Source organism: Algoriphagus faecimaris (assembly GCF_900101705.1).
In the GTDB taxonomy this organism is placed as follows: domain Bacteria; phylum Bacteroidota; class Bacteroidia; order Cytophagales; family Cyclobacteriaceae; genus Algoriphagus; species Algoriphagus faecimaris.
In genome coordinates, this window is record NZ_FNAC01000049.1 from 15189 (window position 1) to 28254 (window position 13066).

A 13066-nucleotide genomic window follows, 5' to 3' on the forward strand; every position below is an offset into this window, starting at 1 on the left:
ATGAGTGAGTTGTATAAAAACCGAATCCTATCGCTATTCTACTCCTATCCTAAGGCAGTCGGATTCGGTGTGTTTTTTATTTTTATTTTAATATCAGGCTCTATCACCTACACGGAGTATCAGCTCAGGCTATCCAATTTTCGCCAACAGATGAACGCCAAGCTGACAGAGACAAGCAGGGAAATCAACACGGCTTTTTCCGATGCTACAGGTGCGATCAAAACCCTAGCTTATTTTTCGCAAAATTACCAAATCGAAAGCAACTTTGAGGAGGCCGGCAAACAAATTATGGAAAGCCATCCCTATGTGGATATTGTCCAGGTTTTGGATAGTGGAAAAATCACAGCAGTCTATCCACTTCCTGGAAATGAAACCGTACTCAACTACGATATCCTCAAAGATGATAAGACTAGAGATGAAGCACTGGAAGCGATCAAAAGAAAAGATGTCTACTTTGCCGGACCGATTGATTTGAAACAAGGCGGAATTGGGATCGTGGGCAGAATACCGATTTATTCAGATGAAGAATTCAAAGGTTTTGCCGCTGCCATTATTTACTTAGATCAACTGCTTGACTATACCACTTTTCAAAATAGCGGTATAGAAAACACATTAATACAAATAAAAAAACTAGACTCCATTAATGATACTGAAGGGGATATTTTCTACAGTTCACACCCTGACATCAAACAGGGAGAAGGGATCACTGTAATAGAATACCTGCCCATTGCCAATTGGGAAATCAGTATTTCTCAAATCAACGTCCTCCCCATTTTGGAATTTTCGCCTCTACTGTTAATCCGATTAGTTTCTGCCATGCTTTTTGGATTTTTGGCATACCGATTTGCAGCCCAGCCCGCCCTGCTTACTCAGAAAATCAAAGAGCAATCCCAAGATTTAATCGAATCCAATGAGCGCTTTGAATATGCCACGATGGCCACTTCAGATGTAATTTGGGATTGGGACTTGCTTACAGACAAAATCTACCGAGCGGATAATTTTGAAAAAGTCTTGGGTTTCTCGAAAGAAGATCAGCTCAGTTCTCCAGATTTCTGGGTTAGACTGATCCACCCCGACGAGAGAGAGTTTGTCCAAAAAAACCTATTCAAGACGCTAGAGAGTGATTCCAAGCATTGGCAGTTTGAATTCAGGGTAGAAGATAAAAACGGCAATTATCGGTTCATCATTGATAATGGATACATCATTCGCGACGAAAACGGAAAAGCCGTAAGGATGATTGGGGCTATTCAGGAAATCACCAATCGAAAGCTGGCCGAACTCGAACTTGAAAAAGAAAAGAGTCGTCTCAGCAGAGTCATCGAAGGGACAGGAGCAGGTACTTGGGAGTGGAATATACAGACAGGAGAGACCGTTTTCAATGAAGAATGGGCCAATATTATTGGCTTTCGACTAGAAGAGCTTCAGCCCGTTAGTATTGATACTTGGGGGAAAATAGTTCACCCTGAGGATCTGAACCGCTCCAATGAAGCTCTGCAGGCTCATTTTGATGGCAAAACCCCTTTCTATCAGTGTGAAGCCAGAATGAAGCACAAAGATGGTCATTGGGTTTGGGTCATGGATAGAGGAAGGGTATTTAGCTGGACTATCGATGGCAAGCCGGAGCTGATGTTTGGTACTCATATAGATATCTCTGAGAAGAAAGCACGCGAGGAGGAGCTCGAACAACTCAATGTCAAACTGCAAGCCACCAACACTGAGTTGAAGGTTTTTGCTTCTGTGGCCTCCCATGACATGCGAGAACCCCTTCGGATGATTAGCTCTTTTATGGCATTGGTACAGAAAAAATATGCCGACAAGCTTGACCCCAAAGGTCAGCAATACATTGATTTTGCTATTGATGGGGCCAAGAGACTCAGTGTCCTGATCGGAGATTTATTGGATTATTCTAGAATGGGTTTTGATCCAGAAAACAAGGAATTCTTAGATACCCATGCGATAGTCAGTGATGTGATTCAACTCAATCAGCAACTAATCCAAGAGAAAGATGCCGAAATCATCGTGGAGAAATTACCGGATATTCTTGCAATAAAAGTACCCATTAAACAGCTTTTCCAAAATCTAATTGGCAACTCTTTAAAATTCACCAAAGAAAATTCAAAGCCAATTATTCGAATAAAAGGTGAAGAATTTGAAAATTTTTGTCAATTTTCGGTAGAGGATAATGGGATAGGCATAGAAAAGGATTATCTCAAGACCGTCTTCGAAGTTCTAAAAAGGCTACATGCCAAAGAAAAATACCCCGGAACTGGCATGGGGCTAGCCATCTGCAAAAAAATTGTAAATCAGCATGGTGGTGAAGTCTGGGCAGAATCCACCCCAAATGAAAAAACCAAGATTTTCTTTACCATACCCAAATGATACAATCAGAGCCTATTAAGATATTACTCATCGAAGATAATGAGGGAGATATAGTTTTGACTTTGGATGCTCTGGAAGAGGCCAAGCTCAAAAATGAGGTAATCGTAAAAAGGGACGGAGAAGCTGCAATTTCTTATTTGGAAAAAATAGCCGAAGAAAATCCCGAGACATTGCCTGACCTAATTCTACTAGACATCAATCTTCCCCGGAAAAACGGACACGAAGTATTAGAAATAGTCAAAAACAAATCCAAGATTAAACAAATACCCATCATAGTCTTAACCACCTCCTCCTCGGAGATGGACATCTTCAAGGCCTACAGTGAGCATGCCAACTGCTATATCATCAAGCCCATAGACGTGGATGATTTCTTGAAGATTGTCTCTAAAATCGAGGAATTTTGGTTTAGTATCGTAAAACTCCCTAAAAAAGACTGATATGCGGAAAGACGCTAAAAACTATAATTTCCTAATCATCGAAGATAATCTTGGAGATTATGTGCTAATAGAAGAATACCTGTCCGAGTATATCCTAGATCCACATACTACTCACGCAGTCACATTCGAGGAAGCTAAAAGTAATTTAAAAGGTGAGGAAAATTTCGATTTGGTATTTTTAGACCTTTCTCTTCCCGATCACTCAGGGGAGGATTTGATCAAAGAAATTATCCAACTTTCAAAAGGTATTCCAGTCATTGCCTTGACTGGTTTTTCAGATTTGGAATTTAGTATTAGATCCTTATCCTTAGGTATATCGGACTACCTGCTAAAGGATGAACTTACCCCACCCTTCCTCTATAAAAGTGTCATCTATGCCATAGAGCGTAATCGCTACATCGAAGACCTACAAGACTCTGAGAAGCGCTACAGTGAACTTTTCCACCTGAATCCCTCACCGATGTGGGTTTTTGACGAAAACTCACTGGCCTTTTTAGACGTAAATGAAGCAGCAATCTCCAAGTATGGATATACCGAGAAGGAATTCAAACAGATGACCATCACTGATATCCGTCCCAGCGAAGAAATACCTAAGCTTCAAAATTATCTCAGTGGCCAAAACCAAAAAAAAGAAGTCTACTCGAATCTATTCAAACACATCACCAAAACAGGCGAGATCTTGGATGTAGAAATCGAGTCCGCCCCTATCCTATTCAATGATAGGAAAGCCAAAATGGTAGTCGCCAATGATATCACGGATAAAATAAGACATATCCAAACCATAGAAACCCAAAATAAAACCTTCAAAGAAATCGCCTGGATTCAATCTCATGTCGTCAGAGCTCCACTCGCCCGGATGATGGGATTAATCAACCTCCTAGAAACTATGGACGTGGAATTGGCAGAGGAAAACAAACAAATCATGGAGTACATTCAGAAATCGGCTGAAGAACTAGATCAAATCATTCGAGATATCAGTAAAAAATCAGAAAACATTGTCTATGCTGACGAAAAATAACATAGAGCTTATTTTGGTAGATGATGATGAGATCCTTCTGATGATACTCGAGAGGATGTTTATCAAAGCCGCACCCAACCTAACCATCAGGGGATTTGAATCCGGTCAAAATGCGCTCAGCTACCTGGCCAAATATCCTCGTAAGGAAGATCGATTCCTTTTGGTAGATATCAACCTGAAAGATATGACAGGTTGGGATTTTCTTTCTGTGATTGAAGAAACAGAGGACCCTTCCAAAATCATCATGATCACCTCATCGGTAGATTCTAATAATGAAAACATGGCCAAGCGTCATCCTAATGTGATCAATTTCTTCGAAAAACCGATCACCTACTCCATAGTACAAGAAATCCTTCAAAACATCGAGGAAAAAGTCGAAAAAGCATAAAATCCACTGATCATTTTTTAACTTGAGTTCTGCTAAATTCCCTTTTGACTCAAGCCTTATGAAAGACAAAACTATTCTCATTACTGGTGGTGCAAGTGGTATAGGTGCCGCCATGGTCCGAAAATTTGCAAATGAAAATAGCAGGGTTTACTTTATCGATACGAATGAACTTGCAGCACAGCAGTTGATCAATGTGTTAAAAGCAAAGGGGCATGAGGCACAATTTCTTCATGGAGACATCACAGATTTTGTAGCTCTTCAAAAATTAATCGAACAAATTCCTTCTAAACTCGATGTGCTCATCAATAATGCCGGTGTGTCTCATATCGGCAAGGTAGAAAACACCAGTGAGGAAGATTTTGACAGAATTTTTCAAGTCAATATCAAAGGGATTTTTAATTGTACCAAAGCCACCCTCCCCTCCCTCATCGCCGACGGAGGTGGCTCTATTCTGAATATGTGCTCTGTCGCCGCTACCATTGGAATACCCGACCGCTTCGCCTACAGCATGTCCAAAGGTGCTGCCTTATCCATGACCTTAAGTATAGCCCGTGACTATGTAGACCAAAATATTCGCTGCAATTGTATCTCCCCTGGGAGAGTCCATACCCCATTTGTGGATGATTTTCTATCCAAAAATTATCCAGGTAAAGAAAAAGAGATGTTTGAAAAACTAGCGGCCACTCAACCCATAGGAAGAATGGGGACCCCTGAGGAAATCGCTGAAATGGCCTACTTCATTTCGAGTGAGTCAGGGTCATTTATCACCGGTGCCAATTTTACGGTAGATGGTGGATTTATGGGGCTTAAAATGTAACCTAAACCTATATTAATCAATAAACCTAAACCTATGAAATTATTACGCTTTGGGAAACCGGGTCAAGAAAACCCAGGAATTCAGACCAGCGAAGGCAAAAACTTGGACTGCAGTGCCTTTGGTGAGGACTGGAACGAGGAGTTTTTCACCCATAACGGCTTGGAGCGACTTCAAATCTGGCTCGATGCCAATCAAAAACAACTCCCAGAAATTCCCGACAATGCACGTATCGCTGCCCCCATCGCTCGACCTTCAAAAATTATTTGCGTGGGTCTTAATTATTTGAAACATGCCCAAGAAGCTGGCATGGAGGTTCCCAAAATACCTATCATTTTCATGAAAGCGACTTCCTCTCTCTGTGGTCCTTTTGACCCCATATTTATCCCTCGCGATTCCAAGCAGACGGATTGGGAAGTAGAGCTTGCTGTCATCATAGGTAAGCGCGCAAAATATGTAAAAACTGAGGAAGCAATGGACTATGTGGCTGGCTATGCACTTCACAATGATGTGAGCGAGCGGGATTTCCAACTCCGTCATGGAGGCCAATGGGTAAAAGGTAAAAGTGCTGACCATTTTGCCCCATTAGGACCCTACCTAGTTACCAAAGATGAGATTCCCAATCCACATGCCCTCCGCCTTTGGCTCAAGCTAAATGGGAAGCTGCTGCAAAACAGCGACACCTCAGATATGATCTTTGATATCCCCAGTATAATCTCGCATATTTCTCAATACATGACACTTCTACCTGGAGATATCATCAGCACAGGCACTCCTGCGGGTGTTGGGATGGGGCTAAAACCCGAACCCCGATACTTGGAGCATGGAGATGTAGTGGAGCTAGGTATAGATGGCTTAGGAGTCTCTCGTCAAGTAGCCATGAAGGATCCCGAAGCATGAGAATCGACTCCCATCAGCACTTTTGGAAGTTTGACCCCAAGCGTCAGGATTGGATCACTAAATCCATGAAACCTATTCGACAGGATTTTCTTCCCGAGGACTTAAAACCACACTTAGACTCATTCCAATTAGATGCCTGTGTGGCAGTTCAGGCAGAAGAAAGCAACTCCGAAACTGAATTCCTATTGGATTTAGCTGAGCAAAATGAATGGATATCAGCAGTAGTGGGCTGGATGGATTTAGCAGACCCTGACTTGGATCAAAAGCTGGAGCAATATCAACCTAAAATTAAACTAAAGGGTTTTAGAGAAGTACTTCAATCTAAAGAACCTCACTATTTTCTAAGGAAGGAATTTATTCAAGGCCTAAAAACACTTCATAAAAAAGGATATAGCTACGACCTTCTCCTCTACTATCATCAGCTCCCGGCCATTTTTGAAATGATCAAAAAAGTGGGTGAACAGCGCCTTGTGATAGATCATTTGGCAAAGCCTCCTATCCAATCTGGGAGATGGAAAGAATGGAGAAAATCCCTCAAACCCTTGGCAGAAAGGGATTACATCTACTGCAAACTCTCGGGAATGGTCACGGAAGCGAATTGGGAAGACTGGAGTTACGAAGATCTGCTTCCCTATATGGAAATCTCGCTGGAGCTTTTTGGCCCCGAAAGACTTTTATTTGGAAGTGACTGGCCCGTCTGCCTTTTGGCGGGAGAATATGAGCAAGTATATGGAGTAATAGAAAACTTCACCGACTCACTTTCCACAGATGAAAAAGGCCTGATTTTTGGCAAAAGTGCTCAGGAGTTTTATCAAATCAAATCTCCTAAGTCATGAATTTACATCTTGAAGATCGTGTCATTTTAATTTCCGGCGGGGCCAAAGGGATTGGGGCTGCAATCGCCCAGACCCTTCAAAAAGAAGGGGCTATCCCTGTGATTATCGATCCCTCAGAGGAAGAAGGAAGCCTCATATTGCATGGAAAAAAAGGTTATCAAATCCCTATTCGTTTAAAAAATCCCGAAGATGCAGCTTCTGCGGTGAGCGAAACCCTAAAAAAATATGGGAGGATCGATGGTTTAGTCAATAATGCAGGGGCAAATGACAGTGTTGGTTTAGAAAATGGAAACCCAAAAGCATTTGAAGATTCGGTCAGCAATAATCTTTTTCATTATTATCATTTAGCGCATTATTCCCTCTCCTCATTGAAAAAATCAAAAGGAAGCATTGTCAATATTTCATCCAAAACCGCCATCACAGGGCAGGGAAACACCTCCGGATACGTCGCGGCTAAGGGCGCGCAGTTGGCACTGACCAGAGAATGGGCCGCCGAGCTACTTCCCTATCAGGTCCGAGTCAATGCAGTTATCCCTGCCGAGGTAAGGACTCCACTCTATGAAAATTGGCTTCAGGGCTTTGATGATCCTAATAAAAAGCGTCAAGAAATCATGCAGCGAATTCCTTTGGGCAGGAGGATGACAGAACCTGAGGAAATTGCTTCGACGGTAGTTTTCTTACTTTCTTCTAAAGCCTCACATATCACAGGACAGCATATTTTTGTGGATGGGGGCTATACTCACCTAGATCGATCGCTATGAAAACCAGCGCCCCCATTGTCCCAAAAAACCTTTTACTTCCTTTTATCCTTATTACCTCCTTATTTGCATTGTGGGGCTTTGCCAATGACATCACCAATCCCATGGTGGCAGCTTTTAAGCGTGTTTTGGAATTGAATAATGTCCAGGCCTCTTGGGTTCAGATGGCATTTTATGGGGGCTATTTTACCATGTCCCTACCTGCTGCTCTTTTCATCAAAAAATACTCCTACAAAAAAGGAGTATTACTGGGTCTAGGACTCTATGCGGTGGGTGCTTTGCTATTTTATCCAGCTGCCTCTTGGGAAAGTTACGGCTTCTTTTTGGCCTCTCTTTACATTCTTACTTTTGGATTGGCCTTTTTGGAGACTACCGCAAACCCCTACATACTCTCCATGGGGCCAACAGAAACGGCCACTCAACGATTGAATTTAGCTCAAGCATTTAACCCAATGGGAGCATTAGCAGGGCTTTTTGTTGCCAAACAATTTATCCTCAATGCACTGCAGTCCAATACCACCAATTCTGAGGGAGAAATAATTTACGCGAATCTCGATGAGACTGCTAAAGCCATCATCCGAACCAATGATTTGATGATCATCCGGGACCCTTATGTGCTATTGGGTTTGGTAGTTCTAGCGGTGATGATTCTAATCACTCTAGTCAAAATGCCTGAGAAAGTTGAAGGGGGAAAGGCTTTGGATTTTTTGCCGAGTATAAAGAGACTGTTTCGTAACCGTATTTTTGTAGAGGGGGTCTTTGCTCAGATGTTTTATGTGGGGGCCCAAATTATGGTCTGGACCTATATCTATCAGTACGCGGAAGCTTTAGGGATAGACAATGCCACTGCAGTCAATTATGGATATACTGCCTTGGTCCTTTTTTTAATCGGCCGATGGGTTTGTACATTTCTTCTTCGGTCTTTATCAGCAGCAAAGTTATTGTCCATCTTCTCGATTTTGGCTATGGTCTTTACATTGGGGGCTATTTTCCTTCCTGGTATCAGTGGACTTTATAGCTTGGTGGCCATTAGTTTTGCCATGTCGCTGATGTTTCCTACAATTTATGGCATTGCCTTAGAGGGTTTGGGGGAAGACTCCAAGTTTGGTGCTGCATTTCTTGTCATGGCCATCGTAGGGGGTGCTATCATGCCCACACTCCAAGGGATGATTCTCGACCTCGGGGGAAGCGGCTATACGGATATTCAGATATTGGGAGTATCGGAGGTGAACTTCTCCTTTGTTCTTCCTCTTTTTTGTTTTTTGATGGTTTGGGTATTTGCAAAAAGGGTGAAACTAACGACATAAACGCATGAAAACCTTTTTATTGATTTGTGATCTGAAAGATGAACCGGAGGCGATTTCCGCCTATGTAGAATGTCATGAATCTGTTTCTCCAGATATTCTAGAGAGTATTCGTGTAGCAGGAATAGTAGAAATGAGTATCTATCGCTGGAAAAATCGTCTAAGTATGATATTGAAAACTACGAATGATTTCAGTTTCGAGAACAAAGCAAAATTGGACGCCGCCAATCCAAAGGTTCAGGAATGGGAGGCATTTCTGGGCCAATACCAAAGTCATCTACCAGGCACGGCTTCCAACTGGCGCTGGGCGATCATGGAGCAAGTATTTGAATACAAAAGCGAGGAAGAAAAATCTTGAAATTGGGCAATTGTTCAAAATGAAACTTCTTCTCTTTTGAGCAAAATCAAAAGTAGATAGCTAACGATAAAAATTTCAGAATCAAAATACATAATTCCCTCCCAAATTTCTTTCCTACGAAAGGTCAAAAAAAACATCTTTACCAAAAGTCTAATTTTATGAAATACTTACTGAATTTTCTTTTCTTCTTTGGCTTTTCGATCCTGGCTACTGCCCAAAATCAAGTACTCAAACTCTGGCCTGCTACTCCTCCACTCCAAAAAGAAATGGACCTTAAGGAAGAAGTCGTACAGGAGGGGATTCTCCGCATCTCCAATGTGCAGGAGCCTTTGATCGAGGTGTTTCTCCCTACCCCACAGGTCGCCACTGGAGAGGCAGTGGTGATCTTTCCGGGTGGCGGATATGGGATACTAGCCTACGATTGGGAAGGTACAGACTTTGCCAAATGGCTAAACTCGCAGGGTATCGCAGGAATCGTAGTCAAGTACAGGCTACCAAATTCAAAATCACTCATTGACCCCAAAGAAGTTCCCTTAATGGATGCACAGCGGGCTATGAGGCTGGTTCGCCATCATGCTTCTGATTGGAATATAAACCCCTCAAAAGTGGGAGTCATGGGATTCTCTGCTGGAGGACATTTGGCTTCCACACTCAGCACACAATACGCCCATGAGCTAGATCGTGACAAAGATGCCATCGATCAGCTATCGGCAAGACCTGATTTTTCGATCTTGGTGTATCCTGTCATCACTTTTAATGAACGATTTACCCATGGTGGTTCAAGAAAAAATTTATTGGGAGATACCCCCTCCAAAGAGCTTATCGAACGATTTTCCAATGAACTTCAAGTAGACGAAAATACCCCAAGGGCCTTTTTGGTACATGCGCAGGATGACCAAGCAGTGCCCTTAGAAAACAGCACACTTTACTATCAAGCTCTTCACTCCAAAGGTGTCGAATCATCACTCCATATCTATCCTAAAGGAGGACATGGCTTTGCGTTTGGAAGAAGTCGTGGAGCAGTAGAAAACTGGACCGAAGTACTCTTGGACTGGATCAAAAACCTTAACTAATGGGAATTAAAGTAATAGGTTTTGACGCAGATGATACCCTTTGGGTCAATGAACCTTATTTTCGGGAAGCAGAAGAAAAATTCGCTTCACTTTTAGAGGACTTTATGCCCTCGCATAGTAGTATCAAAGAACTCTACCGAACAGAAATCGACAATCTAGCCTTATACGGCTATGGAATAAAAGGCTTTATGCTATCCATGATTGAAACGGCCCTAAGAGTCACTGATCAGAAAATGCCGATTTCTCTCATCGAAAAGGTAATAGAGATTGGAAGGGAAATGCTCGAAAAACCCGTTGATCTTCTCCCTGGTGTTGAGAAGGTAATCCAGTCTCTTAATGGCGATTTTCGCATCGTAATGGCCACCAAAGGTGATTTGCTCGACCAAGAGCGAAAACTGAAAAAGTCAGGCCTCGAGCGGCACTTTCACCATATCGAAATCATGAGCGAAAAGAAGGTGGCGGATTTTGAAAAATTAATCAAGCACCTTGATATACAGCCTTCTGAATTTATCATGCTGGGCAATAGTCTGAAGTCAGATATTTTACCCGTGCTGGAGCTGGGTGGCTATGGAATTCATATTCCATATCACATCACTTGGGCTCATGAGCAGGTAAATCATGAGATAGTCCATGAGCGCTTTTTCCAAGTCAAAAATATCAATGAAGTCAACCAATTGATACGTCAAATTAGTGAATAAAGAGCCTTTTCTTTAGAAGACTGCGACGTTTTTCTTCTTCTACACCTTCAAAATCAATCGAAACCCTCTGGATGAATAGTAGGAATCTGCTCCATTATGGTAGATAAAAACTCTTCCAAAACGTCGGTCTCCAAATATTGCTCCTCCTAATTTTCGAATGGACTCAGGGGTTTGTATCCAAGAAGATGTCTTGAGATCAAATTCGCCATGTTGCTGAAGGTAGTGGTATTGCTCCTCCGAAAGAAGTGATGCATTCCAACTAGTGGCCCGTTCCAATGCAGAGCTCTCCGGAGGGTATTTTTTTCGATGGATTCTGGCCTCTTGATCATAGCATAGACTTCTTCGACCTTTGGGACTTTCGGGACTACAATCATAAAAATGGTAGCAATCACTTTCTTGCTCGTAGGCAAGGACGTCGGGTTCACCGCCCGACTCTTCCATGTAGTGTAGGGCTATCAATTTCTCAGGGTTCGCCTTCAATCTATCCACTATATCCTCCCAATTTATTCCAGGGTGTCGCTCAATATTTCTTTCAAATCGGACTTTTAGGACAGCAAACAGCTCTTCGACTTGCTTTGGGTTCAAACTCATGGGTTGATGGATAAATAAACGTCTACTTCTGCCGGCTCCCAATTCTTACTTTTCTCCCCATAAATCTCAAAATCAACGATGAATGCTCTGGAGATTTCTGATTGCCAGATCTCTTTCCAAAGTCCACTTATGCAATCAGGCATCGGCCCTTTTGCTATCAATTTTTGATAGGTTTGAGAGGGAATAATCAAGCGATCCAGCCCTTCTGGAAGTAAGGCATTTGGAGAGACTTTACATCCAATGAAATAGGAAAAAGGATCATCTTGATCCCCATCATAATCAAAATATACTGCATAAACTTCTTCGCTAAGTTTGGAAGGAATCTGATGAAAAACTCCAGCATCATGGAAGCGCTGCCATAGGTTCCCGGCATAAACACTGGACTTGCCGCCTCTATTCCAGGTCTTATTAGGAAGCTTGATTCCTATCAATTCAAAACTGGGTAAGGTTTCAATATTTTTTTGATTCAAATTCATAGCTACTTGAAAGCTTGAGGTGGCTAGTTTTCAAAAGATTCTGAGCCTTATAGTCAAACCAACAAACTTAATTTGTTATTTCTAAATATCTGAGATGCAGAAGAGATTCTGGTTCATTCCATTGGTGGTTTACCATAAGCTTTTGATCAAAAGATTTATTTATCCCGCATTGTCGTAGGCCTTTTTGATCCAATTTAGCACACACTGATCGGCATCTTCCACTGTACTGAGAAGGATTTTATGAGAACACATCGAGCCGGGTTTTTCTGCAAGTAGAATATCTTCCGGCTCCTGACCCTTTAGATTGATTCCTAACTCAAATCTGGATTTAGTAGCTGGATTTAATATGGAAAACTGTTTTTTTCTCCGAAGACTCACGTAGGTTTTTTTAGGAGCAACCTCTATATCCTTTCCGAACTCCATTATTTTGGACAGCAAATAATCATAAATAGACTTTAGCTTTTCCTTTCCTACATACTGCTGATTGATCAGTTCTTCTACATCTTTTTCCGAGGTATCGTTGGCACTATCCTTTGATTTGTGAGCAATCAAATTAGCAAAACCATAGGTCAAACCGTGGGTATTCTTCAGCCAATCAATTATTTCCTTATGCTTCTCAAAAGAATTTGCCTTTACCATGGCAATCCATTCTTCAAGGGATTTTCCTGTATTTTTTTGAAGATTGGAAATTACTGTCATCCGAGTAACTTTTTGAAGTTGGAAAATAGTGGGTTTCCAGGCTATTTAGGGTGATTTTTCTTTTTTTCTCAAAACACCCCCCTGCTCACTTTCAAAGATATCCAATTGTATTATTTCCAGATTTCGTTCTTCTGCTACCAGGCAGTTGGTTTTTAGGATGGTCTGGAAGCAGACATAGGAGATCAAGTTGGCTCTGGCCATGGACACCAAGGTGGTGAACTGCTCGGCTTCTTTGATCCGCTTGTGAATCACGGTGAATATTAGATTGGCAATTAATACCATCCAAACCTGTGTTTTGATCCCTTCCTGGCTGTCCGAGAAAAAATAACCCAGTTCG

General features: G+C 42.0%; 15 protein-coding genes and 1 pseudogene. 12 read left to right on the plus strand and 4 right to left on the minus strand.

Going from position 1 to position 13066, the window contains the following annotated elements; genetic code table 11:
• The 12 genes from BLQ57_RS18510 (at position 1) to BLQ57_RS18565 (ending at position 10963) form a co-directional block, all read left to right on the plus strand.
• Positions 1-2379: a PAS domain-containing protein gene (locus BLQ57_RS18510; RefSeq protein ID WP_087941105.1), complete on the plus strand. Its 2379-nt coding sequence runs from the start codon at positions 1-3 to the stop codon at positions 2377-2379.
• Positions 2376-2816, plus strand: coding sequence for a response regulator (locus BLQ57_RS18515; protein WP_087941106.1), 441 nt, complete (start codon positions 2376-2378; stop codon positions 2814-2816). Before BLQ57_RS18510 ends, BLQ57_RS18515 begins: the two co-directional genes overlap by 4 nt.
• A gap of 1 nt (position 2817) precedes the next feature.
• Positions 2818-3834 (plus strand): PAS domain S-box protein, encoded by a 1017-nt coding sequence (locus BLQ57_RS18520; RefSeq protein WP_087941107.1) that lies wholly within the window; start codon positions 2818-2820, stop codon positions 3832-3834.
• Positions 3818-4222, plus strand: coding sequence for a response regulator (locus BLQ57_RS18525; protein ID WP_087941108.1), 405 nt, complete (start codon positions 3818-3820; stop codon positions 4220-4222). Before BLQ57_RS18520 ends, BLQ57_RS18525 begins: the two co-directional genes overlap by 17 nt.
• A gap of 58 nt (positions 4223-4280) precedes the next feature.
• Positions 4281-5039 (plus strand): SDR family NAD(P)-dependent oxidoreductase, encoded by a 759-nt coding sequence (locus tag BLQ57_RS18530; protein WP_087941109.1) that lies wholly within the window; start codon positions 4281-4283, stop codon positions 5037-5039.
• Positions 5040-5072: 33 nt separating this feature from the next.
• Positions 5073-5936 carry a fumarylacetoacetate hydrolase family protein gene (locus BLQ57_RS18535; protein WP_087941110.1) on the plus strand — a complete coding sequence of 288 codons (864 nt, stop codon included), beginning with the start codon at positions 5073-5075 and terminating at the stop codon, positions 5934-5936.
• Positions 5933-6772 (plus strand): amidohydrolase family protein, encoded by an 840-nt coding sequence (locus BLQ57_RS18540; RefSeq protein WP_087941111.1) that lies wholly within the window; start codon positions 5933-5935, stop codon positions 6770-6772. Before BLQ57_RS18535 ends, BLQ57_RS18540 begins: the two co-directional genes overlap by 4 nt.
• Positions 6769-7533: an L-fucose dehydrogenase gene (locus BLQ57_RS18545; protein ID WP_087941112.1), complete on the plus strand. Its 765-nt coding sequence runs from the start codon at positions 6769-6771 to the stop codon at positions 7531-7533. Before BLQ57_RS18540 ends, BLQ57_RS18545 begins: the two co-directional genes overlap by 4 nt.
• Positions 7530-8837, plus strand: coding sequence for an L-fucose:H+ symporter permease (gene fucP / locus BLQ57_RS18550; protein ID WP_087941113.1), 1308 nt, complete (start codon positions 7530-7532; stop codon positions 8835-8837). Before BLQ57_RS18545 ends, fucP begins: the two co-directional genes overlap by 4 nt.
• 4 nt (positions 8838-8841) lie before the next feature.
• Positions 8842-9192: an L-rhamnose mutarotase gene (locus tag BLQ57_RS18555; RefSeq protein WP_087941114.1), complete on the plus strand. Its 351-nt coding sequence runs from the start codon at positions 8842-8844 to the stop codon at positions 9190-9192.
• 158 nt (positions 9193-9350) lie between these two features.
• Positions 9351-10265: an alpha/beta hydrolase gene (locus BLQ57_RS18560; protein WP_087941115.1), complete on the plus strand. Its 915-nt coding sequence runs from the start codon at positions 9351-9353 to the stop codon at positions 10263-10265.
• Positions 10265-10963 (plus strand): HAD family hydrolase, encoded by a 699-nt coding sequence (locus tag BLQ57_RS18565; RefSeq protein WP_087941116.1) that lies wholly within the window; start codon positions 10265-10267, stop codon positions 10961-10963. Before BLQ57_RS18560 ends, BLQ57_RS18565 begins: the two co-directional genes overlap by 1 nt.
• A 39-nt stretch (positions 10964-11002) precedes the next feature.
• On the opposite strand, the gene BLQ57_RS18570 is transcribed toward BLQ57_RS18565, so the two are convergent.
• From BLQ57_RS18570 to BLQ57_RS18585, 4 genes and pseudogenes are all read right to left on the minus strand, one after another.
• A complete protein-coding gene (locus tag BLQ57_RS18570; protein WP_087941117.1) occupies positions 11003-11554 on the minus strand; it encodes a DUF4256 domain-containing protein in 552 nt (183 codons plus the stop codon).
• The gene (locus BLQ57_RS18575) at positions 11551-12030 is read right to left on the minus strand and encodes a GyrI-like domain-containing protein (protein WP_087941118.1); all 480 of its coding nucleotides are present in this window, start codon (positions 12028-12030) and stop codon (positions 11551-11553) included. Before BLQ57_RS18575 ends, BLQ57_RS18570 begins: the two co-directional genes overlap by 4 nt.
• 159 nt (positions 12031-12189) lie before the next feature.
• Positions 12190-12729 (minus strand): DUF4287 domain-containing protein, encoded by a 540-nt coding sequence (locus tag BLQ57_RS18580; RefSeq protein ID WP_087941119.1) that lies wholly within the window; start codon positions 12727-12729, stop codon positions 12190-12192.
• 45 nt (positions 12730-12774) lie between these two features.
• Positions 12775-13066: pseudogene (locus BLQ57_RS18585) on the minus strand (hypothetical protein); the annotation flags it as partial.

What these genes read in the sequence shown, in the direction of transcription:
- BLQ57_RS18565 (WP_087941116.1), top strand. Translation starts at nt 10,265, where the DNA reads ATGGGAATTAAAGTAATAGGTTTTGACGCAGATGATACCCTTTGGGTC.
- fucP (WP_087941113.1), top strand. Translation starts at nt 7,530, where the DNA reads ATGAAAACCAGCGCCCCCATTGTCCCAAAAAACCTTTTACTTCCTTTT.
- BLQ57_RS18575 (WP_087941118.1), bottom strand. Translation starts at nt 12,030, where the DNA reads ATGAATTTGAATCAAAAAAATATTGAAACCTTACCCAGTTTTGAATTG.
- BLQ57_RS18570 (WP_087941117.1), bottom strand. Translation starts at nt 11,554, where the DNA reads ATGAGTTTGAACCCAAAGCAAGTCGAAGAGCTGTTTGCTGTCCTAAAA.
- BLQ57_RS18535 (WP_087941110.1), top strand. Translation starts at nt 5,073, where the DNA reads ATGAAATTATTACGCTTTGGGAAACCGGGTCAAGAAAACCCAGGAATT.
- BLQ57_RS18520 (WP_087941107.1), top strand. Translation starts at nt 2,818, where the DNA reads ATGCGGAAAGACGCTAAAAACTATAATTTCCTAATCATCGAAGATAAT.
- BLQ57_RS18560 (WP_087941115.1), top strand. Translation starts at nt 9,351, where the DNA reads ATGAAATACTTACTGAATTTTCTTTTCTTCTTTGGCTTTTCGATCCTG.
- BLQ57_RS18580 (WP_087941119.1), bottom strand. Translation starts at nt 12,729, where the DNA reads ATGACAGTAATTTCCAATCTTCAAAAAAATACAGGAAAATCCCTTGAA.
- BLQ57_RS18510 (WP_087941105.1), top strand. Translation starts at nt 1, where the DNA reads ATGAGTGAGTTGTATAAAAACCGAATCCTATCGCTATTCTACTCCTAT.
- BLQ57_RS18525 (WP_087941108.1), top strand. Translation starts at nt 3,818, where the DNA reads ATGCTGACGAAAAATAACATAGAGCTTATTTTGGTAGATGATGATGAG.
- BLQ57_RS18515 (WP_087941106.1), top strand. Translation starts at nt 2,376, where the DNA reads ATGATACAATCAGAGCCTATTAAGATATTACTCATCGAAGATAATGAG.
- BLQ57_RS18530 (WP_087941109.1), top strand. Translation starts at nt 4,281, where the DNA reads ATGAAAGACAAAACTATTCTCATTACTGGTGGTGCAAGTGGTATAGGT.
- BLQ57_RS18545 (WP_087941112.1), top strand. Translation starts at nt 6,769, where the DNA reads ATGAATTTACATCTTGAAGATCGTGTCATTTTAATTTCCGGCGGGGCC.
- BLQ57_RS18540 (WP_087941111.1), top strand. Translation starts at nt 5,933, where the DNA reads ATGAGAATCGACTCCCATCAGCACTTTTGGAAGTTTGACCCCAAGCGT.
- BLQ57_RS18555 (WP_087941114.1), top strand. Translation starts at nt 8,842, where the DNA reads ATGAAAACCTTTTTATTGATTTGTGATCTGAAAGATGAACCGGAGGCG.